A 25,153-nucleotide genomic window follows, 5' to 3' on the forward strand; every position below is an offset into this window, starting at 1 on the left:
CCTCTATTAGGCCACAGGCCGTGCGGGCGGCGCCAGCAGCGCCCTGGCGGCGCTCAGCCCGCCACGTCCACCATGTTCCAGGTGAACGCCGAGTCGGTGGACAGGGCCTCGGCGCGGTGCACCGGCATCTGCCAGCCGTTTTGCGGGTTCACCTGGGCCGAGATGTCGATGCGCGGCGCCTGCGCCACCACGCCGCCGAAGATGGTGGCGAACGAGGCGTCGGCGGCGTCACGCCCGGTGCCGATGCGGATGAAACCCATGGGGATGGCGGTGCCCGAGGGGTCGAACAGGTACCAGCGGTGGCCCAGGTACACCTCCACGTAGGCGTGGAAGTCGGTCGGGCCGAGCGCGGGGTCGGCGCCGAAGTCGATCGCGGTGGTGAAACGCGCCGGGATGTTGAGCGCGCGGCACATGGTGATCATGAGGTGCGCGAAATCGCGGCACACGCCCTTGTGGTCGTTGAGCGTGTCCAGCGCCGAGGTCATGGAGTTGCTGGTGTTCGACTCGAACCTGACCTGGCTCTGCACCCACTGCTTGATGGCCTCCACACGGCGGTAGCCCTGTGGCATCTGGCCAAACAGGTTGTTCGCCATGGCGGTCACGCAGTCCGACTGGCAGTAGCGGCTGGGGTAGAGGTAGATCAGCGCTTCGGGCGGCAGCTGGGCCACCGGGGTTTCAAACACAGAGTCGGGCTGCGCCACGTGGTGCGTGATGTCGAGCGTGGCGCGGTAGCGCAGCTGCAGCGGGCCGGGCCCGGCGCTCAGGCGCAGCGTGCGGCTACGGGTGGCCGGGTCGGTGTGCATGACCAGGGGCACGGGCTGGCTCACCTGGAGCTCTTCCCACACCACTTTCTGCTGGGGCGAGTGAGCGGCCTGGACGTTGAAGATGAAGTCGGCGGACGGGGGGTTGATCGCGTACTGCAGATCGATGGCGAGGTGGATGCGGACCATGGGGTTCACCGTGAAGAAGAAAGAGGAAGGTCGAGGGCCCGGTAGCGGGCCGCTGGCGCGCATGCGCCGCGAATCGGTGAATGTGACGTCAGGGGGAGTGAAAAACCATCTTACGCGCACGCAAGCGCCGGGCCATGTGCGCTGGCGCACGGAACCAAGCCGCCCGGCGCGGCCTCAAAACCCTTGCAGCCGGGTTTTCCTGCTGCAGGAGGTACATGCCATGAAACCCCTGAAACACTGGACCGACGCGGTCAACGCCGTCCTTGGCGTCTGGCTGGTGGTATCGCCCTGGCTGATGGGCTACCAGGACGTCTCCACGGCCATGTGGAACGCGGTCATCGTGGGGGCGGCCCTCGTCGCCGCCGCGCTGGGCGCCATCTTCGTGCCACGGGCCTGGGAAGAATGGACCGAGGGTGGCCTGGCGGTGTGGCTGTTCGCATCGCCCTGGCTGCTGGGGTTCGCCGCCATGGAAGCCGCCATGCTCACGGCGGTGTGCACCGGCGTGGTGATCTTCGCGCTGGCGCTCTGGACCCTGACGACCGACAGCGAATACAACGGCTGGTGGCACAAGGCCACCGGGCACTGAGCGCCTGAACGGGGCGACCGGCGCCCACGCGCCGGTCGCTCCCGAGGGTGTGCGACGCAAACACCCGCCGCAAGGCGGGCCGGTGGGGCTGTTCGCACCTGCGCCAGCGCGCCTTGCCGTAAGCTCAGGGCCCGATGCGCGCGCTGCTCACCACCTACTCCTGGCAGGAACTGCGCCACCACCCCTGGCGCAACGCGCTGGCGGTGCTGGCCGTGACGCTGGGCGTGGCACTGGCCTTCGCGGTGCAGCTCATCAACGCCTCGGCGCTGGCCGAGTTCGCCGGCGCGGTGAGTTCGGTCAATGGCCAGCCCGACCTGAGCCTGCGCGCGCGCCAGGGCATGTTGCCCGACGAGTTGCTGGAGCGTGTGGCCGCGCAACCCGGCGTGGCGCTGGCCAGCCCGGTGCTGGAGTTGCCGACGACGGCACGGGCCGAGCCAGGCGGCCAGCCCGTGGCGGTGAAGCTGGTGGGCGTGGACGCGCTCACGGTGGCCGGGGTGTCGCCCGCGCTGCTGCCCATGCCCCAAAACCCCAACGAACCCGCCAACGGCGAGGGCAGCGCCCCGCCCCAGCGGCTGGACATCTTCGCGCCCGACGCCGTGTTCCTCAACCCGGCCGCGCGCCAGGCCCTGGCGGTCGCGGGCGTGGCGCCCACGCGGCTTCGAATCCAGAGCGGGCTGAGCCTGACCACCGTGCGGGTGGCCGGCAGCGTGAACGCGCCCGGCGCGCCCCTGCTGGTGATGGACGTGGCCGCCGCGCAGGCGCTGATGGACCGGCTGAGCGCGCTCAGCCGCATCGACCTGCGGCTGGACGCCGGCACCCGGCCCGAGGCCCTGCTGGAGGCGCTGGCACTGCCGGGCACGGTGATCGCGCAGCGCCCCGAACAGACCGGCGAGCGCGCCAGCAACCTCTCGCGCGCCTACCGGGTCAACCTCACGGTGTTGGCGCTGGTGGCGCTGTTCACCGGCGCGTTCCTGGTGTTCTCCGTGCTCTCGCTCTCGGTCGCGCGGCGCCAGCAGCAGTTCGCCCTGCTCGGTGTGCTGGGCCTGTCGGCCAACGAACGGCTGCGCCTGGTGTTGACCGAATCGGCCCTGCTCGGGCTGCTGGGCAGCGTGCTCGGCGTGGCGCTGGGCACGGCCCTGGCCGCGCTGGCGCTGCGGGTGCTCGGTGGCGACCTGGGCGGCGGCTACTTTTCCGGCGTGGCCCCGCCGCTGCAGTGGAGCGCGCCCGCCGCCCTGCTCTACGGCGCCCTGGGTGTGGCGGCCGCGCTGGCGGGCGGCTGGTGGCCTGCGCGCGCCATGGCGCGCATGGCCCCGGCGCTCGCGCTCAAGGGGCTGGGTGGCGCCGGCACGGGCGGCCCCAGACGCCACGGCGGCGCGCTGGCCCTGATGGCGCTGGCCGCCGCGCTGGCCTGGGCGCCGCCGATGGGGGGGGTGCCGCTGGCGGCCTATGTGTCGGTGGGCCTGCTGCTGGTGGGTGGCATTGCCGCGCTGCCGCTGGCCGTGGGCGCGCTGCTGCACCGGCTGGCGCCGCTGGTGGCTCGCCACACCCTGCCGCTGCTGGCGGTGGAACGCTCGCGGCGCCTGCGCGAAACCGCGGCCGTGGCCACCAGCGGCGTGGTCGCGAGCCTGGCGCTGTCGGTGGCGCTCACGGTGATGGTGGCGAGCTTTCGCGATTCGGTCACGCAGTGGCTCGATGGCGTGCTGCCGGCGCAACTCTATGTGCGCGCGGGCAGCAGCAGCGTGGGCGAGGGCAACACCCTGCCGCCCGACTTCGTGCGCGCGGTGGGCGCGCTGCCCGGCGTGGTGCGGGTCGATCCGCTGCGCGCCACCTTCGTCCAGATGGACGCCGCGCTGCCCCCGGTGACGCTGCTGGCACGCCCCCTGTCCATGGCCGGTGCGCCCGGCGCGGGGCAGACCCTGCCGCTGGTGGGCAACCCGCTGCCCCTGCCCGCAGTGGCCGCGGGCGAGACGGTGGTGCCCGTGTACGTGAGCGAGGCCATGCTCGACCTGCACGGCGCGCGCCCGGGCGGCTGGCTGCCCGCGCTGGCGCTGGCTTTTCCGGCGGAACGCTCCCAGGACACGCGATTCTTCGTCGCCGGCGTCTGGCGCGACTACGCGCGCCAGCACGGCAGCGTGGTGATGGACCGCGCGCATTTCGTGCGCCTCTCGGGCGACGCGAGCGTGAACGATCTCGCGGTGCACCTCGCGCCCGGTGCCGACGAGGACGCGCTGCGCGAACGCATCCGCGAGCGCGCCGAGGCCCTGGGCGCGGGCGGCCTGGTCGAGTTCGCCTCGGCCGGCCAGATCCGCGCCGTGTCGCTGCGCATCTTCGACCGCAGCTTCGCCGTCACCTACTGGCTGCAGGCCGTGGCCATCGCCATCGGCCTGTTCGGCGTGGCGGCCAGCTTCAGCGCGCAGGTGCTGGCGCGGCGGCGCGAGTTCGGCCTGCTCGCGCACCTGGGCCTCACGCGCGCGCAGATCCTGGGTGTGGTAGCGCTCGAAGGCCTGGCCTGGACGGTGCTGGGCGCGCTCGCCGGCCTCGCGCTGGGCCTGGCGGTGAGCGTGGTGCTGGTGCACGTGGTCAACCCGCAGAGCTTCCACTGGACCATGGACCTCGCCCTGCCCTGGGCGCGGCTGCTCGCGCTGTGCGCCGCCGTGGTGCTGGCCGGCACGGCCACCGCCTGGCTGGCCGGGCGTGCCGCCGCCAGCCGCGACGCGGTGCAGGCGGTGAAGGAAGACTGGTGAACCGCATGCCCACCACGCCCCCGCAACGCCCTGCCCTCGGGCCAGCCGATGGCCTGGCGCGCCGCCGCCTGCTCGTGGTCGGCGGTGGCCTGCTGGCCGCGCCCTGGCTGGGCGGCCCGGCGTGGGCCCAGGCCCCGGCGGCGCCACGGGTGCTCAGCCCGCGCGCGCTGCATTTCCCGCGCGACCACGGCACACACAACGACACCCGCACCGAGTGGTGGTACCTCACCGGCCATGCGCAGGACGCCGCCGGGCGCGCCTTCGGCTTTCAGGTCACGTTCTTCCGCAGCCGGGTCGACGCGGCGCAGCCGCTGCAGAGCCGGCTCGCGGCCCGGCAACTGCTGTTCGCCCACGCCGCCATCACCGACGTGCAGGGTGGCCGGCTCTGGCACGACCAGCGCATCGCGCGCTGGAACGGCGAGCCACCCACCCACCCGCAGCGTGGCGTGTTCGCCCGCGAGCACGACACCCAGGTGGTGCTGCGCGACTGGTTCATCGAGCGCCGGCCCGACGGCGGCTACACCACGGCGGTCGTGGGCGACGACATCCGCATCGACCTCAGCGCCACGCCCACCCAGGCCATCCTGCTGCAGGGCGACGCGGGGTTTTCGCGCAAGGGTCCGCAGCCCGAACAGGCCAGTTTCTACCTCAGCCACCCGCAGCTCTCGGTGCGCGGCACGCTGACCGTTCGAGGTCAGGCGTTTCAGATCGTGCAGGGCCGCGCCTGGCTGGACCACGAGTGGAGCGAAGCCATCCTGCACCCCGAGGCCGTGGGCTGGGACTGGATCGGCATGAACCTGTTCAACGGCGACAGTCTCACCGCCTTCCAGTTGCGCCGCCAGGACGGCAGCCCGCTCTGGGCCGGAGGCTCGGTGCGCAGCGCCGCCAGCGCGCAGAGCCCGACCGACACCCACAGCTTTCGCCCCGACGAACTCGACTGGGCGCCGCAGCGTTTCTGGACCAGCCCGCGCACCCGCGCGCGCTACCCGGTGGAGTGGCGCATCCGCACGCCGGCAGGCGTCTACACCGTCAAGGCCGTGATCGACCCGCAGGAACTCGACAGCCGCCAGGGCACCGGCACGGTGTACTGGGAAGGCCTGTCCGACCTGTTCGACAGCGACGGCCAGCGCGTGGGCCGGGGTTATCTGGAGATGACGGGCTACGCCCAGCGGCTGGTGCTGTGAACCGCCGGGCCGGCTCCGCCGGACGGCCAGTGCCGCCCCCTGGGGGGTAGCGCAAAGCGCTGCGGGGGGGTCAATACTTCACCGGTTGGCCGTCCGTGATGATGGTGCCCGGGTAGAGCAGCACGGTTTCGCCTTCGCGCAGGCCGTCCTTGACCCAGGCCACCTCGGTGTTGCGGTCGTGGAACGCCACGGCCCGCGCGCGCGCCTTGCCGGTCTCGACCACGAACACGCGCCACTGATCGCCATCGCGCACCAGGGCCGCGGTGGGCACCAGCAGCACGCCCGCCTGCGACGACACGGTGATGCGCGCATCGACGCGAAAACCGTCGCCCAGGCGCTGCACTTCGGTGGGGGCGGAGGCCAGGTCCACGACCACGTTCACGCGCTGCTCCTCGATGCCCAGGGCCGACACCTTGGTAAACGCCACCGGCTCGACGCGGGCCACCCGCCCGGCCAAGGCCGGCGCGCCGCTGCCGGTGGACAGCTGCACCTGAGCGCCGGGCTGGACCTGCCGCACCTCGCCCGAGAGCACGTCGATCACCGCCTCCATGGCCGCGGTGTCGCCGATCTCCAGCAGGGACTGGCCCGCGTTCACGGCGACCGCGCTGTCCTGGTGCAGCTTGAGCACCTGCCCATTGACGGGGCTCTTGAGCTGCCACAGACCCGCCGGCCGCGCGCCGGCCGTGGGCTCCGATCGGCTCAGGGCCGCGCGGGCCTCGGCCGCGGCGAAATCGGCGGCGCTCTGCTCGGCGCGCGCGGCGTTGAGCGCCTGCTGCGCGGCCTGGCGCGCGAGCACGGCCTGGTCGCGCGCCGAGGGGGCGATGAAGTTGTCGCGCGCCAGCTTGTCGGCCCGCTCGGCTTCGAGCGTGGCCTGGGCCAGCGCGGTCTGCAGGCGCTGCGCCTGCGCGGCGGCGGCGCGGCGCGCGGCCTCGGCGCTGCCCACACGCTGCTGCAACACGGTGCGCGTGCGCGCGTCGATCATCTGCGGCGCCACCGGCTCCAGCGTGGCCACCACGTCGCCGGCCTTCACCGCGTCGCCCACCTTCAGCGTGGGCCGCAGCAGGGCCGCCGGCGTGGGCGCGGTGATCAGGTAGCGGTTTTTCAGGCGCAGCACGCCGTCTTCCTCGATGGCCTGCTCGAAAGTACCGGTGGTCACCGTGGCCACTTCCACCGTGAGCGGGCGCGGCCGGTAGGCGGCGTAGACCAATGCGGCAGCGCCCGCCGCCAGCAGCCCGCCCAGCACCCAGCGGCGGGAGCGTTTCCAGGACATCTTCTCGTTCATTCGCGTACCTTCAATACAGAAACCAGGTCCAGCCGGTCGATCTGCCGGCGCACCAGCAGCGCGCTGGCCACGCCGGCGGCGAGCACGATCAGCGCCGCCGACGCGTAGGTCGAGGGCTCGATGATCACCGGGAAGTCGATGCTGTCGGAGGACATCAGCCGCATCATCAGCGTGGCCAGCCCCCAGCCCGTCAGGGCGCCGATGGGCAGCGCCACCAGCAGCTCGGCGCCGAGCTCGGCCAGCAGCAGCACCGAGACCTCGGCCCGCGTCATGCCCAGCACGCGCAGGCTCGCCAGCTCCCAGGCGCGCTCGGAGAGCGAAATGCGCGCCGCGTTGTAGATGATGCCCACCGCCATGGCCACCGCGAACAGCGTGAGGATGCCGCTGAAGACACCCATGTTGCGCGAGGTGGTTTCGTTGAACGCGGCCATCGAACCTGCCTTGTCGAACACCGCGTTGATCCCCGGCGCGGCCTTCACCGCGGCCCAGAAAGCGTCCATGGCGGCCGGGTCCACCTGCAGCGCCGCGTCGGCCACGCCGTCGCCGTCGCGCGCCAGGGTGTTCATCGCCTCCAGGTTCATGTAGAGCAACTGGCCGAACATGCTCTGCACGATGTCGACCACCTCCACCCGCACCTGGGTGCGGCTCCAGAGCCGGAACTCCATGTCGATGCGGTCGCCCACCCGGGCATCGAGTTCGCGCGCGAGCAGCGCCGACAGCACCACGCCCTGCGCCGGCATCGCCACCGCGCCGCGCCGGTCGTCCACCACGCGCATCAGCCGCGCGTCGCTGCGGTAGCCGGTGAGCGCGGTGTCCACGCTGCGCCCGCGCAGCCGCACGCGCACCGGCTCGCTGCGGTAGGGCTCGGCGTCGATCACGCCGGGCAGGCGTCGGAGATCGCGCGCCACGCTCACCGGCACCGGGCGGTGGAAGTTGACCAGCACGTCGCCCTGTTGCACCTGGCGGAACTGCACGTCCACGATGTGCGCGATGGCGTCGAGCCAGAACGCGCCCGAGATCTGTAGCGCCACCGCCAGCGCGATGCCGGTCACGGTGAAGGCCGCGCGCAGCGGGCGGCGCTCGAAGTTGCGGATCACCATCATCGCGCCGGTGCTCACGAAGCGGCGCAGGCCCAGGCGCTCCACCAGCGTGGGCTGGTAGGCCGGCGGCGCGGGCGGCATCATGGCCTGCGCGGGCCGCAGCCGCACCACGGCTCGGATGGCCGTCCAGGTGCCGAGCGCGGCCGCGCCGCCGGCCAGCAGCGCCGAGACCACGATCAGCCAGGGGTGGGTCACGTAGGCCAGCCGGTTGAAGCGGAACACCTCGTCGTACAGGCTGAGCATGCCCTGACCGATCAGCACGCTCAGCCCCAGCCCGGCCAGCACGCCGAGCCCGGCGATGGCGAAGGCGAGCTGGATGTAGTGCCACGCAATCGCGCCGTCGCTGTAGCCCAGCGCCTTGAGCGCGGCGATCTGGCTGCGCTGCGTGGCCACCTGGCGGCTGAGCACCACATTGAGGATGAACATCGCCACCGCGAGAAAGATCGACGGCAGCACGGTGCCCATCACCTTGAGCTGGGCCAGCTCGTCTTCCACGATCTTGGCCGAGAGCTGTTTGTCGCGGCCCACGGCACCGATCGCGCCATAGGGTTCGAGCAGGCGGTCCACTTCGGCCAGCACGGGCGCTTCCGCCATACCGGCGTCCAGCCGCAGCGCGACCTGGTTGAACGCGCCCTGCATGTCGAAGGCCTGGGTCATGCGCTCGGCGTCGATCCACCAGATGCCGAACGACTGATCGTCGGGCGCGCCGCCCTGCGAGGCGAACACGTATTCGGGCGAGGCCACCGTGCCCACCAGGTGCACCCGCTCGCGCTTGCCGTTGAGGATGGCGTGCACGGTGTCGCCGGGGTTCAGGCTGCGCGCCACGGCAAAGCGGTCGCTCACCAGCGCCTCCAGCGCGCCGTCGCGCTCGGGCCAGCGCCCGCGCTTGAGCGTAAGCGCGTTCAGGCCCTGGCGGCCGGCGTGCGCGCGGGCCAGGTCCAGCCCGATGAAGCGCCCGGTCACGGGCGGGGCCACGCCGGGCAGGCCGATCTGCGCGTCGAACACCACGTCGAGCTTGACCTCGGCCACGCCGTCGAGCGCGGCCAGCCGTCCGCGCAGGTGCACCGGTGCGCGCTTGACGCTGGCGAACACGTCGGCCAGGCGGTTGTCGCGGTAGAAGGCGTCGCGCGAGCCCTTGAGCGACTCGTGCACCGAGAACATGCCCACGAAGCCGGCCACGCCGATGGCCACCACCACCGCGATGGTGAACACCTGCGCGCGCAGGCGCTGGAGGTCGCGCCAGAGCTTGATGTGGATGGCCTTCATGGCGCGCTCACCAGCTCAGGCCCGCCGCGGCCACCTTGTGTGTGTTGGCGCGGGTCTCGACGATGCGCCCGTCGGCCAGGCGCAGCACGCGGTCGGCCATCTCGGCAATGGGGGCGTTGTGCGTGATCACGACGGTGGTGGTGCCCAGCTCGCGGTTCACGTGTTCGATGGCCTGCAGCACCATCACACCGGTGGCGCAGTCCAGCGCGCCCGTGGGCTCGTCGCACAGCAGCACCTGGGGATTCTTGGCGATGGCGCGCGCGATCGCCACGCGCTGCTGCTCGCCGCCCGAGAGCTGCGACACGAAGTGGTTCATGCGCTCGCCCAGACCCACGAGTGCCAGCGCGTCCTCGGGCTTCATGGGGTCTTCGGCGAGGTCGGTCACCAGCGCCACGTTTTCGCGCGCCGTCAGGCTGGGGATCAGGTTGTAGAACTGGAACACGAAGCCCACGTGTTCGCGCCGGTAGCGCGTGAGCTCGGCGTCGTCGGCGCCGATGAGTTCGTGCGTCTCGCCCGCGTGGGTCCATTGGGCCGTGCCGCTGGTGGCTGTGTCCAGGCCGCCGAGGATGTTGAGCAGGGTGGACTTGCCGCTGCCCGAGGCGCCCAGCAGCACCACGAATTCGCCGCGCACGATGTCCAGGTCCACCCCGCGCAGCGCGTGCACCGCGGTCGCGCCTTCGCCATAGACCTTGGTCAGGCCGCGGGCCTGGAACACGGGTTCGGTGCGGGCAGGGGGAGCATCCATGGCGTCAGATGGCGGGGTGGGTCGGGCCCGAACAGTATTGCAGCAAAGCCGCCGCCCGCGCTGACCTGCGTCAAGCGCCCGCCAGACGCCGCGCAGACCCCGGGCGGCGTGGCCCGGGGGGGGGGGGAACCGCCCGGCTATTCCCAGAGCGCTTTCACGCGAGCGTCGCGCCCGCAGGACAGGCGGTAGTAGTTGTAGCGCACCGGGTTCTTCTTGTAATAGTCCTGGTGGTAGGTCTCGGCCAGGTAGAAGGCGCTGGCCGGCGCCAGCTCGGTGTGGATGGTCTTGAAGCGCCCGCTTTTCAGCAAGGCGTCGCGGCTGACCTGGGCCACTTGGCGCTCGGCCTCGTTGCCCCAGTAGATGCCGCTGCGGTACTGGCTGCCCACGTCGCAGAACTGCCGGTCTTTCACGGTGGGGTCGATGTGGCGCCAGAAGTAGTCGACCAGTTGCGCGTAGCTCACTGTGGCCGGGTCGTAGAGCACGCGCACCGCCTCGGTGTGGCCGGTGTGCCCGGCACTGACCTGCTCGTAGCTGGGGTTGGCGGTGTTGCCGGCGGTGTAGCCGGACTCGACCTCCACCACGCCGGGCAGTTTTTCGAAGTCCTTCTCGATGCACCAGAAGCAGCCGCCGGCGAAAACCGCCGTGGCGGTGGCTGCCTGGGCCGTGGCGGCAGAGGTGGCCAGCAAAGCGGCCAGCACCCAAAGGCGTGGGATGTTCATCATGGTCAGCTCCTCAGTGGGGGCAAGGCGTGGCCCTGGGGCACGAAGGCCAGGGCCACGCCGTTGTTGCAATAGCGTTTGCCGGTGGGCTTGGGGCCGTCGTTGAACACGTGGCCCTGGTGCCCGCCGCAGCGTGCGCAGTGGTATTCGGTGCGCGGGACGATCAGCTTGAAGTCCGTGGAGGTGCCCACGGCGTCGGGCAGCGGCTGCCAGAAGCTGGGCCAGCCGGTGCCGCTCTCGTATTTGTGGGCGGCGTCGAACAGCGGCAGCTGGCAGGCCGCGCACACATAGGTGCCCGGGCGCTTTTCGGCGTTGAGCGGGCTGCTGCCCGCGCGCTCGGTGCCGTGCTCGAACAACACGGCGTAGGCCGCGGGCGAGACGAGTTTTTTCCACTCGGCCTCGGTCTTCTTCAGCGCAGCGGGCGGAGCGGCCCGCGCGCCGGCGGGCAGCGCCACGGCGGCGCACCAGCCGGTCAGGCGCTTCAACAGGTCTCTTCGTTCCATGGTGGTCTCCTGGGTTTCGGTACCGTGAGTCGGACCTGGCGAAAGAACCTTACAGCGGATGCAAAGACACACTGGGCCTGCGGGTTCGCCAGCACCACGCACATGGTTCGAAAGCGCACAGACGCCCGCGCCACAGGGGTCTACAAACCAGGGGGTGGTGAACACCTTCCGTTCACCCGCAACCCAAGGAGATCGCATGAACTGGGACACCATTCAAGGCAACTGGAAACAACTCACCGGACGGGCCAAACAACAGTGGGGCAAGCTGACCGACGACGACCTGCAGGTCGTGGCCGGCCACCGCGACCAGCTCGCGGGCAAGATCCAGGAACGCTACGGCATTGCCAAGGACGAGGCCGAAAAGCAACTCAAGGACTGGGAAGACCGGGCCGACGACAGCTGGTTGAAATGAGCCACCCCCGCCGCGGACCCTAGTGTTTGTGCCCTGTCAGCTCGGTGTGGAGCAGCTTGTCGGCGGCGTAGCAGCTGCAGGCTTCCTTCTCCAGCGCCGCGCGGTTGAGCACCGTCAGCTCACCCCGGTGGTAGGCGATGTAGCCACTGCTCTGAAACTCGCCGGCGGCCACTGTCACGCCCACGCGGCGCACACCGAGCATCAGAGCCATGAACTCCTGCGTGACGTGAAAGCTGTCGGCCTGTGCGCGGTCCTGGCTCATCAGCAGCCAGCGCGCCAAGCGCGGGCCGATCTCGTGGAAGCGCTCGCAGGCCGATGCCAGCGTCTGCTGGTGCAACCGCACCAGCAGGCTGGTCTGCAGCACCTGCATCAGCGCCGGGCTGCTCGCCAGCTCCGCACGCAAGGCCTCCGCGCCGATGCGCCAGCTGGTGCCCGCGCCCTGCACCAGGGCGCGCCACGGTGTCTTCGCCAGCCCCAGCACCAACTCCGAACCGAGCATGGCCTCGCGCCCCACCATGCCCACCTCCAGCGCCGGATAGCGGTCCACGTCGATCACCAGCGAGATGAAGCCCGAGCGCGGAAAGTAGGCGTGGCTCAGCGGCTCGCCGCGCACACTGAGTTCGGATGAGAGCTCCAGATCGAAGGATTCGCACTGATCGAGCAGGTGCCGTCGTGCCGCGTTCGGCAGTTGTTGCAGCAGGAGGTTGTCGGCATGTGCCATGAGCGTTGGGTGTCCTAAGGTGGCCTGCGCCATCCGAGAAGGATGGCGTCATGGCATTCACCCCGTACAAGGTGTCCGGGGTGAATCGAAAAACAGTGTGAGCGCCTCGCGCGGGCCTGACTGTCTGCCAGCGCACACAAGGGCCATTCGAGCCGGAACTGTGGCGATGGCGCACATGTATCCCAGCGCACGGACGCTGGGCACGCCACCTCCTAAAAACGGAGGGTGCAATCCGCGCAATGCGTCCCTGACGCGAGAAAGGCCTCCATGAAACAAACGTCCGTCATCCACCTGCTCGGCCTCGCCGGCCTGGCCACCTTCCTGGCCTCGTCGGCGTACGCGCAGGACACCAGCCACTTCTATGGCGGCGGCTCGGTGGGCCAGTCGCGCATGGAGCTCGATGCGCCGCGCACCACGGGCATCCTGCTGCCCGGGGTCAACACCTCCGGCACCGCCAGCGACGAAAAGGACACCGCCTTCAAGGTCTTCGGCGGCTACCAGTTCAACCGCAGCATCGCCATCGAAGGCGGCTACTTCGACCTCGGCAAGAGCCGCTTCACCACCAACACCGCGCCCTCCGGCACGCTGTCCGGCGAGACCCGGGTCCAGGGCCTCAACCTCGATGTGGTGGGCACCATCCCGCTGACCGAGCGCTTCTCGGCCCTGGCCCGCGTGGGCGCGCAACACGCCTGGTCCGAGGACCGCTTCAGCGGCACCGGCGCGGGCTCGGGCATTTCCTCGCGCAGCAAACACAACGACACCAACTACAAGGTCGGCCTGGGCGTGCAATACGCGATGTCGTCCTCGGTGTGGATCCGTGGCGAGCTGGAGCGTTACCGCCTGAAGAACGCCACCGGCCACCGCACCAACGCCGACGTGGTCTCGGTCAGCCTGGTGTTCCCGTTCGGCCGTGCGCCCGTGGCACAGGTGGCCGCGGCGCCGGTCTACGTGGCGCCCGCACCCATGCCGGAACCGGTGGCGGCAGCACCCATGCCCGCTCCGGTGGCCCCCGCGCCCCAGCGCGTGAGCTTCTCGGCCGACACGCTGTTCGGCTTTGACAAAGCCACCGTGCGCCCCGAAGGCAAGGCCGAACTGGACCGGTTCAGCGACCAGCTCGGCGGCACCAGCTACCAGTCGATCAGCGTCGAAGGCCACACCGACCGCCTGGGCTCCACGGGTTACAACCAGACCCTGTCCGACGAGCGCGCCGCCTCGGTCAGGAACTACCTGGTGAACAGCGGCAAGGTGGACCCGACCCGCATCAGCGCCGTGGGCAAGAGCGAAAGCCAGCCGGTGACCGCACCGGGCGATTGCACCGACCGCCAGTCGCGCGCCCAGCTGATCAACTGCCTGCAGCCCGACCGCCGCGTGGAAGTGGAAGTCAACGGCACCCGCTGACCCCCTGAGCGCCTGCCACACCCTGTGGGGCAGCAGGCGCAAAGACAAAGCCCGCCACCAGCGATACCGCTGGGGCGGGCTTTGTCCTTGTCGGACCCGACAGTGCTGCGATCAGGCTCAGGCGCTGACGCTGACGGGCCTCATGCCAGCGTGAGGCGGCAGTCCACCGGCCAGCCCGGCGCCGGCACGGCGGGGGCCTGCGGCAGGCCGACCAGGGTGAGGTCCTGCTGCTGTTGCGCGCGGCGCCAGCGCGCCATCTGCTCGCCCAGCGCGGCGGTGTCCAGCCCCACCACACGCACCTCCACGAACAGCACCGCCCGCGCCTCTTCGATGCGCGTGAGCACGCAGTCGCCGAGGTCGATCACGGTGTCGTCGTAGGCGGGGTCGGCGGGGTCCATTTCGTCGAGCCGCGCGATCAGATGGCGCAACGGCGTGTGGTCCCACAGCGCTGCCTGGGCCCGGGCATTGCAGCCCAGCACCGGGCGCACCACGGGGTAGAAAACTTCTTCCTCGATCTGCGCGTTCAGGCTCAGTGCGTCGCACAGCCGGTCCACGATCTCGGCCTTGCGTGCGGTGGTACAGCCTTCCACCAGACGCAGGCCGTCGTATTCACGCAGCAGTTTTCGGATCACCTCGTAGTCCAGCCGCAGCTGGTCGAGGGCGTCGCGGGTGCGCAAGCCGGCTTTGGGGCGCATCGGTGGCTCCGGGGCGTCGCGCTCAAGCGGGCCGCGGGGGCGTTGTGCCTGGCGTGGGGGGCGGCGTGTCGGTGGTGGGGGGCGGCGAGGCTTCGCCGGTCACGGCGTTGTCAGGATCTTGCGGCGCGAGCGGCTGGGGCTTCGCAGGGGTGGCTTTGTTGGCGAGTTCGATCATGGCAGGCTCCTGGCACGGGGCGGCGCACAGCGCGCCCACCCGTGTGTCTTTGTAACGGTGGCGCCAGGCAGCGTCTGTACGACACCGCACCCACCACCGTCACACCGCGAGGCGGTGGGGCAGCAGCCGGTCGTACTCTTTCTTGACCACGGCATAACACTCGCAGACGCGTTCTTCGAGCGCCTCGCGATCGAGCACCGTGATGTGCCCACGGGCGTAGCGGATCATGCCCAGCTTCTGCAGCTTGAGCGCCGCTTCGGTCACGCCCTCGCGGCGCACCCCGAGCATGTTGGCGATCAGCTCCTGCGTCATCACCAACTCGTTGCCACTCAGCCGGTCAAGGCTGAGCAGCAACCAGCGGCAGAGCTGCTGGTCCAACGAATGGTGGCGGTTGCACACCGCCGTCTGCGCCATCTGCGTGATCAGCGCCTGGGTGTAGCGCAGCAGCAGGTGCAGCACCGGCCCGGAGCGGTTGAACTCGTCCTTGATGTCGGCCGCGCGCAGGCGGTAGCCGTGGCCCGCGCTCTGCACCACTGCGCGGCTGGGTGTGGTTTCGCCCCCCATGAAAAGCGCGATGCCCACCAGCCCTTCTTTGCCCACCACCGCGATCTCGGCCGACGCGCCGTTCTCCATCACGTACAGCAGCGAGACGATGGCGTTGATGGGGAAATACACGTGGCTCATCTTGCTGCCCGACTCGTACAGCACCAGGCCCAACGGCAGGTCCACCACCTCCAGCAGGGGCGCCATGCGTTGCCACTCTGGCGCAGGCATCGAAGCCAGCAAGTCATTGGCCGACTGGTCCGGTGCGGTGTTCATGGTTCGTGTTCCCCTGTGTGGTTGTGTGTACCGCCCGGGGCAGTGTGGTGTGTCTGCTAGCGTACACACAAACAGGGGTTTTGTCTGTTCGCTGGCGTACAGAGGCCCGTTCGTGGTGCAGCCGACGCTGTGGGGGTGTTTCGCTTCAGGCGACCGGCGGCAGCGGCACGACAAAACAACTGTCTTGCGGCAGATCGGTCCAGCGCAGGCGCTCGCCCACCCCCAGCAAACGCGCGTTCGGTACGCCGCAATCGGCCAGCGCGGCCATGGCGTCGCCGCGCAGCAGCACAAAGCGCATGCGGCGGCCGTCGCGCAGCAGGGTCAGCTCGGCCCGTGGCCAGTGCGAAGGCAGGCAGGGGGTGAAGAACAGGTCTTCGGCACCGATCTGCAGGCCCAGGATGGACCCCAGCGCGGCCCGATGCAACCAGCCGGCCGCCCCCGTGTACCAGCTCCAGCCACCACGGCCCTCATAGGGCGGCTGGCTGTACACATCGGCCGCCATCACATAGGGCTCCACGCCGTAGCGCGGCCCCCAGTCGGCGTGCGCTGCGCGGTGGGCCGGGCTCAGGTAGGTGAAGTAGCGGTAGGGCGTGTCGTGCGTGGCGATGTTGCCGGGCTCGCGCTGCGCCAGCACGGCCGCGGCCATCAGCGCCCAGACGCCGGCGTGGGCGTACTGCCCGCCGTTTTCGCGCACGCCTGGCGGGTAGGCCTGGATGTAGCCGGCGCTGGGCTGTGCGTGCTGCAGCGGCGGGTCGAGCAGGCGGATCAGCCCGTGCGCCCGGTCCACCAGTTGGGCCTCCACCGCGTCCATCGCCTGGCGCTGGCGCTCGGGCGAGGTCTGGCCCGAGAGCACGCTCCAGGCCTGCGCGATCAGGTCGATGCGGGCCTCGGGCTGCGTGGCCGACCCCAACGGGCTGCCGTCGTCGAAGAAGGCGCGCTTGAACCAGGCGCCGTCCCAGGCTTCGCTGCCCAGTGCGGTGCGCCAACCCGTGAGCGCGGCTTCCCAGGCGCGTGCCCGGTCGCGTTCGCCGCGTGCGCGCGCCAGCGGCAGCCAGTCGCTCACGATGCTGCAGAGGAACCAGGCCAGCCAGACCGACTCGCCCCGCCCTTCGCTGCCGACGCGGTTCATGCCGTCGTTCCAGTCGCCACTGCCCATCAGCGGCAGGCCGTGGGCGCCCACCGGCAGGCTGTGGTCGATGGCGCGCGCGCCGTGTTCGTAGACGCTGGCGGTTTGATGGCTGATGCCGGGCGTGTCGTAGCGGTCTTCCGCGCCCTCGGGCAACGGTGCGCCTTCGAGAAAGGGCACCGCTTCGTCCAGCACGGCCTTGTCGCCGGTGGCCTGCAGGTAGTGCGTGGTGGCCAGGGGCAGCCACAGCAGATCGTCCGAAAAATGCGTGCGCACGCCGGCGCCACCGGGCGCGTGCCACCAGTGCTGCACGTCGCCGGCCTCGAACTGGCGCGACGCGCAGAGCACGATCTGCGCGCGCAGGATAGCCGGGTCCGCGCCCACCAGGGCCATCGCGTCCTGCAGCTGGTCGCGGTAGCCGGTGGCGCCGCCGGCCTGGTAGAAACCGGCCTTGGCCCACAGGCGCGAGGACACGGTCTGGTAGAGCAGCCAGTGGTTGACCAGGGTGTCAAACAGCGGGTCGGGCGTGGCCACCTGGGTCGCGCCCAGCAGCGTTTTCCAGCGTGCCCGGGTGAGGTGTTCGCGCTCGCGGGCGTTGCTGGCGGTGGCCTGGCGCATGAGCGTGCGCGCCGCCTCGGGGCTGGGCGCGTAGCCGATCAGGAAGACCTGGTCGAGCGCGGCGCCGGGGCGCAGCGTGACCGGCCGCGACAGCGCGGCACACGGGTCCAGCCCGAAGCCGCTGCGCTGCCCCAGGCGCTGCGGCAGCACCAGCTGGCCCTGCCGGTCGAAGAAGGCCGCGCGGTCGCAGGTCCAGTCCATGCCCTCGGGGTCGTGCACGCCTTCATTCGATTCGCAGAAGAAGGCGGTGCCCTCGCCAAAACCGCCCGCGGCCTCGGTCTGGGTGCACAGCAGCCCGATCAGGCCGGCGCCGGGCGGGCTCACGAAATACGGTTGGCTCAGCAGGCTGGCGCGGTCGCTGCGCTTCTCGCCCATCATCCACTCCACCAGGCCGGTGATGCGCAGGTGGGCCTTGCCGTTGCCGTGGTTGCGCAGGTGGATGCGCACCTGTTTGACCGCGGTCTCGGCATCGACGCACCAGCTCACCGACACGGCCAGCGGCCCGCGCCGGTGGCTGATGGTGGTGAGGCCCTGGCCGTGCACCACCTCGTAGGTGATGCCCTCGGCGGCCCAGGCCGACGGGGTCAGGCTCCAGACCTCGCGCGTGCGGCGGTCCTGCAGCAGGAAACATTCGGACGGCGGGTCGCCCACGGGGTCGTTGGCCCAGGCGGTGAGCTGGTTCAGGCGGCTGTTGAGCGCCCAGGTGTTGCCACCACCGCTCTCGGACAGCAGCGCGCCGAAGCCCGGGTTGGCCAGCACGTTGCACCAGGGCCGTTGCGGCGTCTGGGTGGCGTTCACCTCGAAGGCGAAGGCGCCGAGGTCGTCCGCGAACACGCCCTCGGCCGGCGCTGCCGCAACCTCGCCGAGGTGCAGCGGCACCGGGTCCGGCACGGCGGGCGCGCCGCGCCAGGGGCTCGCTGTCGGCGTTTCGTGGCAGTCGCACCAGGCACGCACCTGGTGCAGCAGGGCCTGGCCGTCGGCCTGCAGCTGCACACGCGCCAGGCTTCGCAGCGTGCCGATCTGTTCGGCGGAGAGATCGTCCGCGCGCAGCAGGTACAGGCCGGTCACGGCCGGCCCGGGCCGGGCCTGCAGGTCGGCCGCGTGCTGTTCGAGCAGCAGGGTGAGCTCGCGCTGCAGCGGCATGTGGTACGAGTGCGCTTCGTGGCTGAGCACCACCAGGTCGCAGGCCACGCCGGCGCGCGACCACTCGCGCAACACCAGCGCCAGCACGCGCAGCAAGCCCAGACCCTGCGACGCCCCGGCGTGCACCAGCAGCAGCGGGCGCTCGCCCGAGAGGCCCAGCGGCCAGAGCAGGCGCCGGTCGCTGCGTTGCGGTGGCGCGTTCGCGGGGCCGGGGTGTGGCGGGGCCACCTTGGGCAGGGTCAGCACCAGGGCGGTGGTCAGGGCGTGCAGCACGGGCAGGTAGTCGGTGCGCGGGCGGTTCGGCACCGCCGAGATGCCGGCCAGCGTGGCCGACATCACCGAGGAGCGCGCCACGTAGCTGGGCTGGCGGTACTTGTCGATCACGGCGCACAGCGTGGCCGCGTCGTCGCTGGCGGCGGTGGCGAAGGTCACGATGGCCTGCGCGCCAGGCGCGATGCGCAGCCGCACCCCGAGCGCGGCCACCGGGTCCAGCCCGGTCTCCAGCGGGCCGGCTTCCAGCGGCACCGGGTCCATCTGCGCCAGCGGCTGGGCCGGCGTGTGGTGGCGGCCGAGCCAGCGCAGGCGGTCGGTCTGGCAGCGCAGCCCCAGCACCTCGCCCTCGGTGTCGGCCACGAAATGCGCCGCCTGCATGGTTTGCTCGGTCACCAGGCGCGGCGCGCGCACGCAGCGCAGCGCCTGCTGCTCGGGCAGCCAGTCGGTCTTGACGAACAGGTTGGAGAACGCCGGGTGTGCCTCGTCGGCGGCGTGGCTGGCCAGGGTCACGTCGAGCGCGGAGATCAGCTCCAGCTCGATGGTTTCGTCGCTCAGGTTGGACAGCACCACTTTGCGCAGCTCGACGTCGTCTTCCGGGCTGACCCAGACCGTGGTGTTCACGCGCAGCTCGGGCCAGAGCGCGTCGAAACACACGCGGTCGGTGTGGAAGCGGCAGCTGTAGGCCGCGTGGGGGTCGGGCGCGGGGTGGCTCGTGACCGACACCGGCGCGCCCGAAGCGCCCAGGCGCAGGTACACGAAGGCGCCGCAGGCGTCGCGCAGCGCGTCGTCGCGCCAGCGCGTGATGCCGGTCTGGCCCCAGCGGCTCCAGCCCGCACCGTTGGGGCGCAGTGTCACGCTGTAGCGCCCGTTGCCCAGCAGGTGCGTGGGCTCCAGCGCCTGCGCGCCCGGGATCAGCGTGCGGATGTGGTCCGGCGTGCGGCTCTGCAGGGCCTGCAGCGGCAGCCGCAGCGGCGCCAGCAGCGCGGGCAGCTCGCGCGGCGCGCGCTCGTGCAGCAGCGAAGCCACCGCCTGCATGCGCGGATGCGCCATGCCCCAGCGTTGCGCCACGCCAGCGCGCAGCACGTTGGCCAGCGCCACCAGGCTCATGCCCTGGTGGTGCGCCATGAAGGTGTGGACCACGGTGAAACGATCGCCGTGGGTCTGCCGCGTGGGCGTGTAGTCCAGCGCCTCGCAGAAGCCGTAGCGCCCGCGCGCGGACAGCGCGGCGAGGCGCCGCAGGTTCTCGCAGGCCAGGGCCGCGTCCACCTGGGTGGCGAGCACGGTGGCGTAGGGCGCGATCACACGCTCGGTCAGCGGGGTGCGGCGCAGCGCCAGGCGCGGCACGCCCTGCGGCGCGTACTGGTAGGCCAGGGTGTGGTCCTGCCCGGCGTAGGCGCTCTCGGAAATGCCCCAGGGCATGGGCGTGCCGTCGACGAAGGCGATCTGCTCCTGCAGGGCCGACCGCCCGGCTTCGCGCAGCGCGCTGCCGCGGGGTTCGGCGACCACCAGCGAGGGCATCAGGTACTCGAACATCGAGCCCGACCAGGAGCGCAGCACGGCGCGCCGCCCGCTGGCAAAAAACGGCCGGCCCAGCGCCGCCCAGTGGCGCACCGGCAGCTCGCCCTTGGCGATGGCCAGCAGGCTGGTGCTACGCGATTCCGAGGCCAGCAGGTCGTAGTAGCTGGCGTCGAGCTGCTGCTCTTCGAGCCGGTAGCCGATGTGCAGCAGGTGGCGCCTGGGGTTGTAGAGACAGTGGAAGTCCGGCGCCCAGGCCAGCGCCTCCAGCGCGGCGGCGAGGCTGCGCAGGCGCCCGGTGGCGCGCTCGCAGCTGCCCGCGCCCATCGCGGCGGCGTCCTGGCCGGCCGAGTGCAGCGTGGCGAGGTGGTCACTCAGCAGCCAGGCCAGTTCGTCCTGCGGCGTGGTGACGTGGCTGACGATGGCCGGGTTGCGCAACTGCGTGAGACCGCCCAGCTCGTGGCTCGCTTCCTGCAGCAGGGCGAAGAAGGCGGCGCAGGCCGCGGCCTCGCAGGGCTCGGGCATGGGGGTTTCCAGCAGCCGGCCGATGGCGGTCTGCTCCAGGGGCCGGTGCAGCAGGGTCTGCAGCAGGCCCAGGCGCGGCTGCAGCCGCTGGCGCGACAGGCGCAGTGCCTCGGCGCCGGGCTGTGCCGCGTGCGGCTCGTGGGCCAGCTCGGTGCAGGCCTGGGCCACCGTGAGCAGGTGCGCGCTGAGGTTGCCGCTGTCCACCGTGGACACGTAGCGCGGCGGCAGCGGATGCAGGGTCCGGGTGTCGTACCAGTTCAGGAAGTGGCCGCGGTGGCGCTCCATCCGCTGCAGGGTGGCGAGCGTGGCTTCCAGGCGCGTGAGCAGGTCCTGCGTGCCGATCCAGCCGAACTGGCGCGCACAGGCGGTGCTCAGCAGGTACAGGCCGATGTTGGTGGGTGAGGTGCGGTGCGCCACCATCTCGTAAGGCATGGTCTGCAGGTTGTCGGGCGGCAGGTGGTGGTTGTCGGCGTCCACGCAGCGCTCGAACAGGCGCCAGGTGTCGCGCGCCACGCCTTCGAGCAGTTCGCGGTCGGCCGCGGCCAGCGCGGGGCGGGGCCGCCGCGGGGTGTTGCACAGCCACACCAGCAGCGGCGCCAGCGCCCACAGCCCGAGCACGGCCAGCGCCAGCGCGCCGGGGGCCGGTATGAACAGCCACAGCAGGCCCGCCAGGGTGAGCGCGGCCAGCGACTCGGCGCGGTGGCGCCACAGGGTGGGCAGCAGGCCGGTGCCCAGGCCGGCCTGGGCCGCTTCGGCGGTGGTCCATTCAAGCAGGTGGCGCCGGCTCAGCAGCAGCCGGTGCAGGGTGCGCAGCACGGCGTCGAGCGCGAGCACCGCCTGCTGCGGCAGCAGCGCCAGGTGCCAGAGCCCGCCGCCCAGCGCGCGCAGCAGGTCCAGCGTGGCGGCCACCGCATAACGCTGGCCCAGCAGGCGCCAGTGGCGCGGCACCCAGCCCGCCAGCGCGCCCATGAGCGGGCCGGCGGTGTAGGCGGCCACGGTCAGCGCCAGCGCGGCGGGCAGGGAAACGCCCAGCCCCGCCATGGCCAGCCCGACGAGCAGCAGGCAGGCCGGCGCCACCAGCGAGCGGCGCAGGTTGTCAAACAATTTCCAGCGGTTGATGGCGCCCAGCGGCCATTGGCGGGACCGCAGCAGGAAGGGCAGCAACTGCCAGTCGCCGCGGGCCCAGCGGTGCAGGCGCGAGGCGGCGGCGTCCGCGTGGTCGGGCTCGGGCTCGATCAGGGTCACGTCGGTCACCACGGCGCAGCGCACCAGGGCGCCTTCGAGCAGGTCGTGGCTGAGCACCTGCTCGCTCGGCAGGCGCTTGCCCAGCACGGCGTGCAGCGTGGGCACGTGCAGCAGCCCTTTGCCGGTGAAGCTGCCTTCGCCAAACAGGTCCTGGTACACGTCGGAGCTCATGGCGCTGTAGGGGTCGATGCCGGTCTGGCCGTCAAACAGCCATTGCCAGGCGGTGCGCACGCCCTCGCCCGCCAGCGGCTGCACCACGCGCGGCTGCAGGATGCCGTAGCCCTGCAGCACGCGCCGCCCGCTGGCGTCCAGCCGGGGCTGGTTGTCCGGGTGTTCGGCCACGCCCACCAGGGTGCGCAGGCGCCCGGGTGGCAGCTGGGTGTCGCTGTCGAGCGTGAAGATGTAGCGCGTGTGCGGCGCCGTGCGCGAGAGCTCACCGAGCTCGAAGAAGGGCCCGGGCGTGCCGGTGGCGAGCGCGGCCACCAGTTGCTCCAGCTTGCCGCGCTTGCGCTCCCAGCCCAGCCACTGGCCTTGCGTGGCGCTGTGGCTGCGCGGGCGGTGCAACAGCAGGAAGCGCGGCGGGCTGCCCGGCGCCACCGGGTGGCGCGTGTTGAGCGCGGCGAGCTGGTCCTGGGCGTAGGACAGCAGGGACTGGTCTTCGGGCCGGTGTTCGGTGTCGGCATCGCACCAGTCGCTGAGCAGGGCAAACTGGGCGTGGGCCTCGGGGTTGGCCAGGTGGTGCAGGTGCAGCCGGTGCACCGTCTGCGCGATGCCGGCCGGGTGGTTCAACAGGGCCGGCACCACCACCATCACCCGGGCCTGCGGCGGGATGCCCTCGGCCAGCAGCAGGCGCGGCAGGTGCACGGGTTTCACCGACTCGCCGATCAGGCGGTTGAGCACGGCCACCACGGCCTCGGACGCGGGCAGCAGCATCACCAGACCCACCAGCACGCTGCCGAGCTGGGCGGGCCAGCCCGCGTCCAGCCAGCCTGGCCGCTGCAGCAGCCAGGCCACCAGCAGCACCGTGCCCACCCCCATGGCGCCCAGGTAGGCGGGCGTGCGCGAGACCCCCGCCACCGAGCGCCACAGCCCGGCCACCCGCTGCTTCAGGCCGAGCGCCTGCTCCAGCGTGGTGCGGCCTTCGCCGCGCAGCCAGTGGCCGGCCAGCGCGGCGGGGCCGCTGGCGCCGTCCATCAGCACCAGCAGCACCTGGGCCACGGCGGCCTCGCCCTGCCCGCTCTGGGTGGACAGGCGCTCGATGCCGTGCAGCGTGGCGTCGCGCGTGGCGTCGTCTTCGGCCTTGAACACCGGCGAGCGCAGCATCACGCGGACCACGCGGCTGGTGCGCGCCACGATGCCGGGCCAGTCGGCCGCGCCGATCAGGCGCAAGGCGGTCACGGCGTTGCCCACGCTCAGGTGGTCGGCGGCCTGGGCGGCGTGGTGCTGGGCCTGCAGCGCGGCCAGATCGGGCACCACGTCCTGCAGCCACCGGCGCACCTGCGCCAGGGGCGAGTCGGTGGCGGCGGTGGCGTGCCCCACCAGGCTTTGCGCCAGGTGCGAGAGAAAAACATCGCCCACGCCGCGCTGCTCCATGAGCTCGCGCATCGACGTGACCGCGCCCAGCGAGAGCTCGCCGATCCGGCTGGCGCACAGGCTGGCGAAGTCGCGCGCGGCCTTGTGGCTGGCGATGCGGTCGGCCAGGCGGCGCAGGTTTTCCACCAGCACCACCCGCAGCGTGGTGGGCAGCGCCCACAGCTCGCCCTGGCTGAGTTCGCGCGTGTCCTGGTAGGCGTCCAGAAAGTGGCCCAGCAGGGTTTCGTCGAAGGCGCTGTCGGTGTGCGCGACAAAGGCCCAGGCCACACCGTAGATGCGCGGCAGCCCCACCAGCGGTGCGTCCTGCAGCACCGGCAGCGAACGGTAATAGCGCGCCGGCAGGCCTTCGCGGATTTCCCGCAGTTGGCTTTCGATCAGGTGGAAGTTGTCAAACAGCCATTCGGCCGCCGGGCTGATGTCGTGCCCGTCGTGGGCCTCGACCGCGATGTACTGGTAGGCCGCCCGCAGGCTGCGGATGTTGCTCTGCAGGCGGGGGTAGAACGTGGCCTGGCCGAAGCCTGCACGCCCGGCCCGGTGCGACTCGCCCAGGCTGCGGCCGTGCTGCTCGAAGCGGGCAACGCCAAAGAGCTCGGAGCGGATCGGTTCGAGGGCGACGCCGCGTGCGGCGTCCAGCATGCGCTCGATCTTCGGCGGGACCCAGGCCCATTGGGCTTGCAGGCTGCCGGCGGCCACTTACAGCATGAGCCAGGAGCCGCCGAACAGCAGGGTGAGCACCACCGCCGACGTGATCACGCGCCCGGCCAGGATGCCCTGGAGCTCGTCGGCCCCGCTCCACAGCAGCTGCAGCCGCCCGCGCTGGGCGCCGCAATGGGCCAGATGGTCGCCCAGTGCCGTTCGCTCCAGCGCCGAGATGTCCGCGGGATGGCCCAACGACGAGGTGGCCCAGTGGGGGGCCAAGGAAGGATTGGTTGACATGGTCTTCTCCGGAATCGGGTTTTGGGGGATTGCCAGGCAGCGCCCCGCATCGCCCTTTGTACCTGCGGGAGCGCCGCGGGTCTGTACGTTGACGAACAGACCGACCGTCCCCCGCCAGCCCCGCGCCCCGGGGTGTTCGTCAGCGCACAGACGGCCCCCGATCCGGGGGCCATCCTGAAACCCGACCCACAACGTTTCCCCCCCACCAAGGACTCCCCATGCGACACCTCACCCCCCTCTTCACCCTGCGCCAGACCGCCACCTGGCTGGCCGTGGCCACCACGCTGGGCCTGGCCGGCTGCGCCGCGCCCTACCCGGTCTATGAACAACAGCCCATGGCGCAGGAACCGGTGCAGGTGCAAACCTACCCCAGCCAGCGCGAACAGCGGCGCGACTACCGCCGCCGCCAGCACGAAACCCTGTACGAGGCGGAGGTGCTGTCGGTGCGCGCCGTCATGGGCCAGACCGAACAACGTTGCTGGATGGAGCGCGAACAGGTGCAGCAGCGCCCGCCGGCCAACGTCGGTGGCGCGATCGTCGGCGCGGTCATCGGTGGTGTGATCGGGCACCAGATCGGCGGCGGCAGTGGTCGTGACCTGGCCACCGCCGGCGGTGTGGTGGCGGGTGCGGCCATCGGCTCACAAGTCGGCCGCGACCGCTACGGCAACCCCGTGAGCACGCAGGAGGTGCAACGCTGCAGCACCGTCAACAGCCAGAGCGAACCCGCTTACTGGGACGTGACCTACCGCTTCCGCGGCATCACGCACCGCGCGCAGATGCTCTCGCCCCCCGGACGCAGCCTCACCGTGAACGGCAACGGCGAACCACGGGAGGAGTAGGTCCCCCCCGCAGCGCTTCGCGCTACCCCCCCGGGGGGGCG

Annotated in this window: 18 protein-coding genes; 6 read left to right on the forward strand and 12 right to left on the reverse strand. The window is 71.4% G+C overall.

All coding sequences use genetic code 11. The features are described 5' to 3' along the window. Positions 1-53: 53 nt before the first annotated feature. Positions 54-950, reverse strand: coding sequence for a transglutaminase-like domain-containing protein (locus HTA01S_RS14415; protein WP_068172930.1), 897 nt, complete (start codon positions 948-950; stop codon positions 54-56). Between the two features lie 220 nt (positions 951-1,170). Between HTA01S_RS14415 and HTA01S_RS14420 the strand changes: the two genes are divergently transcribed. The 3 genes from HTA01S_RS14420 (at position 1,171) to HTA01S_RS14430 (ending at position 5,464) form a co-directional block, all read left to right on the forward strand. After that, on the forward strand, positions 1,171-1,536 hold the full coding sequence (locus HTA01S_RS14420; RefSeq protein WP_068172931.1) for an SPW repeat protein: 366 nt from the start codon (positions 1,171-1,173) through the stop codon (positions 1,534-1,536). Positions 1,537-1,670: 134 nt separating this feature from the next. Further along, positions 1,671-4,280 carry an ABC transporter permease gene (locus HTA01S_RS14425; RefSeq protein ID WP_068172933.1) on the forward strand — a complete coding sequence of 870 codons (2,610 nt, stop codon included), beginning with the start codon at positions 1,671-1,673 and terminating at the stop codon, positions 4,278-4,280. A gap of 5 nt (positions 4,281-4,285) precedes the next feature. Beyond that, a complete protein-coding gene (locus tag HTA01S_RS14430; RefSeq protein ID WP_084236143.1) occupies positions 4,286-5,464 on the forward strand; it encodes a lipocalin-like domain-containing protein in 1,179 nt (392 codons plus the stop codon). Positions 5,465-5,534: 70 nt separating this feature from the next. Here the strand turns inward: HTA01S_RS14430 and HTA01S_RS14435 are convergent, their stop codons facing one another. From HTA01S_RS14435 to msrB, 5 genes are all read right to left on the reverse strand, one after another. After that, on the reverse strand, positions 5,535-6,746 hold the full coding sequence (locus tag HTA01S_RS14435; protein ID WP_068172935.1) for an efflux RND transporter periplasmic adaptor subunit: 1,212 nt from the start codon (positions 6,744-6,746) through the stop codon (positions 5,535-5,537). After that, positions 6,743-9,112 (reverse strand): ABC transporter permease, encoded by a 2,370-nt coding sequence (locus tag HTA01S_RS14440; protein WP_068172945.1) that lies wholly within the window; start codon positions 9,110-9,112, stop codon positions 6,743-6,745. The genes HTA01S_RS14435 and HTA01S_RS14440 overlap by 4 nt, the downstream gene beginning before the upstream one ends. A 7-nt stretch (positions 9,113-9,119) precedes the next feature. After that, a complete protein-coding gene (locus HTA01S_RS14445) occupies positions 9,120-9,857 on the reverse strand; it encodes an ABC transporter ATP-binding protein (RefSeq protein ID WP_068172948.1) in 738 nt (245 codons plus the stop codon). Positions 9,858-9,994: 137 nt separating this feature from the next. Next, positions 9,995-10,579: a peptide-methionine (S)-S-oxide reductase MsrA gene (gene msrA, locus HTA01S_RS14450; RefSeq protein WP_068172953.1), complete on the reverse strand. Its 585-nt coding sequence runs from the start codon at positions 10,577-10,579 to the stop codon at positions 9,995-9,997. 2 nt (positions 10,580-10,581) lie between these two features. Then, positions 10,582-11,079 (reverse strand): peptide-methionine (R)-S-oxide reductase MsrB, encoded by a 498-nt coding sequence (gene msrB, locus HTA01S_RS14455; RefSeq protein WP_068172956.1) that lies wholly within the window; start codon positions 11,077-11,079, stop codon positions 10,582-10,584. Between the two features lie 196 nt (positions 11,080-11,275). Here msrB and HTA01S_RS14460 point away from each other — a divergent pair, with 196 nt between their 5' ends. After that, on the forward strand, positions 11,276-11,491 hold the full coding sequence (locus HTA01S_RS14460) for a CsbD family protein (protein ID WP_068172959.1): 216 nt from the start codon (positions 11,276-11,278) through the stop codon (positions 11,489-11,491). A 19-nt stretch (positions 11,492-11,510) separates the two neighbouring features. Here the strand turns inward: HTA01S_RS14460 and HTA01S_RS14465 are convergent, their stop codons facing one another. After that, positions 11,511-12,212, reverse strand: a complete 702-nt coding sequence (locus HTA01S_RS14465) for a Crp/Fnr family transcriptional regulator (protein WP_068172961.1) — start codon at positions 12,210-12,212, stop codon at positions 11,511-11,513. A gap of 267 nt (positions 12,213-12,479) precedes the next feature. Here HTA01S_RS14465 and HTA01S_RS14470 point away from each other — a divergent pair, with 267 nt between their 5' ends. Then, positions 12,480-13,610 (forward strand): OmpA family protein, encoded by a 1,131-nt coding sequence (locus HTA01S_RS14470; protein WP_068172963.1) that lies wholly within the window; start codon positions 12,480-12,482, stop codon positions 13,608-13,610. A 140-nt stretch (positions 13,611-13,750) separates the two neighbouring features. Here the strand turns inward: HTA01S_RS14470 and HTA01S_RS14475 are convergent, their stop codons facing one another. From HTA01S_RS14475 to HTA01S_RS14490, 5 genes are all read right to left on the reverse strand, one after another. After that, positions 13,751-14,305 carry a hemerythrin domain-containing protein gene (locus HTA01S_RS14475; RefSeq protein WP_068172964.1) on the reverse strand — a complete coding sequence of 185 codons (555 nt, stop codon included), beginning with the start codon at positions 14,303-14,305 and terminating at the stop codon, positions 13,751-13,753. A 22-nt stretch (positions 14,306-14,327) separates the two neighbouring features. Next, the gene (locus tag HTA01S_RS25300) at positions 14,328-14,480 is read right to left on the reverse strand and encodes a hypothetical protein (RefSeq protein WP_157572117.1); all 153 of its coding nucleotides are present in this window, start codon (positions 14,478-14,480) and stop codon (positions 14,328-14,330) included. Positions 14,481-14,579: 99 nt separating this feature from the next. After that, positions 14,580-15,299 carry a Crp/Fnr family transcriptional regulator gene (locus HTA01S_RS14480; protein ID WP_068172966.1) on the reverse strand — a complete coding sequence of 240 codons (720 nt, stop codon included), beginning with the start codon at positions 15,297-15,299 and terminating at the stop codon, positions 14,580-14,582. A 145-nt stretch (positions 15,300-15,444) separates the two neighbouring features. Beyond that, positions 15,445-23,973: a GH36-type glycosyl hydrolase domain-containing protein gene (locus HTA01S_RS14485; protein WP_068173498.1), complete on the reverse strand. Its 8,529-nt coding sequence runs from the start codon at positions 23,971-23,973 to the stop codon at positions 15,445-15,447. Positions 23,974-24,030: 57 nt separating this feature from the next. After that, positions 24,031-24,273 (reverse strand): hypothetical protein, encoded by a 243-nt coding sequence (locus HTA01S_RS14490; RefSeq protein WP_068172974.1) that lies wholly within the window; start codon positions 24,271-24,273, stop codon positions 24,031-24,033. A gap of 218 nt (positions 24,274-24,491) precedes the next feature. Here HTA01S_RS14490 and HTA01S_RS26180 point away from each other — a divergent pair, with 218 nt between their 5' ends. Continuing rightward, positions 24,492-25,112, forward strand: coding sequence for a glycine zipper 2TM domain-containing protein (locus HTA01S_RS26180; protein WP_068172978.1), 621 nt, complete (start codon positions 24,492-24,494; stop codon positions 25,110-25,112). Positions 25,113-25,153: the final 41 nt, after the last annotated feature.

The sequence above is a fragment of the Hydrogenophaga taeniospiralis CCUG 15921 genome (assembly GCF_001592305.1).
Taxonomy (GTDB): Bacteria; Pseudomonadota; Gammaproteobacteria; order Burkholderiales; family Burkholderiaceae_C; genus Hydrogenophaga; species Hydrogenophaga taeniospiralis.

Excerpts from the sequence above, each read along its gene's own strand:
- HTA01S_RS14415 (WP_068172930.1), bottom strand. The coding sequence starts at position 950 with ATGGTCCGCATCCACCTCGCCATCGATCTGCAGTACGCGATCAACCCC.
- HTA01S_RS14420 (WP_068172931.1), top strand. The coding sequence starts at position 1,171 with ATGAAACCCCTGAAACACTGGACCGACGCGGTCAACGCCGTCCTTGGC.
- HTA01S_RS14425 (WP_068172933.1), top strand. The coding sequence starts at position 1,671 with ATGCGCGCGCTGCTCACCACCTACTCCTGGCAGGAACTGCGCCACCAC.
- HTA01S_RS14430 (WP_084236143.1), top strand. The coding sequence starts at position 4,286 with ATGCCCACCACGCCCCCGCAACGCCCTGCCCTCGGGCCAGCCGATGGC.
- HTA01S_RS14435 (WP_068172935.1), bottom strand. The coding sequence starts at position 6,746 with ATGAACGAGAAGATGTCCTGGAAACGCTCCCGCCGCTGGGTGCTGGGC.
- HTA01S_RS14440 (WP_068172945.1), bottom strand. The coding sequence starts at position 9,112 with ATGAAGGCCATCCACATCAAGCTCTGGCGCGACCTCCAGCGCCTGCGC.
- HTA01S_RS14445 (WP_068172948.1), bottom strand. The coding sequence starts at position 9,857 with ATGGATGCTCCCCCTGCCCGCACCGAACCCGTGTTCCAGGCCCGCGGC.
- msrA (WP_068172953.1), bottom strand. The coding sequence starts at position 10,579 with ATGATGAACATCCCACGCCTTTGGGTGCTGGCCGCTTTGCTGGCCACC.
- msrB (WP_068172956.1), bottom strand. The coding sequence starts at position 11,079 with ATGGAACGAAGAGACCTGTTGAAGCGCCTGACCGGCTGGTGCGCCGCC.
- HTA01S_RS14460 (WP_068172959.1), top strand. The coding sequence starts at position 11,276 with ATGAACTGGGACACCATTCAAGGCAACTGGAAACAACTCACCGGACGG.
- HTA01S_RS14465 (WP_068172961.1), bottom strand. The coding sequence starts at position 12,212 with ATGGCACATGCCGACAACCTCCTGCTGCAACAACTGCCGAACGCGGCA.
- HTA01S_RS14470 (WP_068172963.1), top strand. The coding sequence starts at position 12,480 with ATGAAACAAACGTCCGTCATCCACCTGCTCGGCCTCGCCGGCCTGGCC.
- HTA01S_RS14475 (WP_068172964.1), bottom strand. The coding sequence starts at position 14,305 with ATGCGCCCCAAAGCCGGCTTGCGCACCCGCGACGCCCTCGACCAGCTG.
- HTA01S_RS25300 (WP_157572117.1), bottom strand. The coding sequence starts at position 14,480 with ATGATCGAACTCGCCAACAAAGCCACCCCTGCGAAGCCCCAGCCGCTC.
- HTA01S_RS14480 (WP_068172966.1), bottom strand. The coding sequence starts at position 15,299 with ATGAACACCGCACCGGACCAGTCGGCCAATGACTTGCTGGCTTCGATG.
- HTA01S_RS14485 (WP_068173498.1), bottom strand. The coding sequence starts at position 23,973 with ATGCTGGACGCCGCACGCGGCGTCGCCCTCGAACCGATCCGCTCCGAG.
- HTA01S_RS14490 (WP_068172974.1), bottom strand. The coding sequence starts at position 24,273 with ATGTCAACCAATCCTTCCTTGGCCCCCCACTGGGCCACCTCGTCGTTG.
- HTA01S_RS26180 (WP_068172978.1), top strand. The coding sequence starts at position 24,492 with ATGCGACACCTCACCCCCCTCTTCACCCTGCGCCAGACCGCCACCTGG.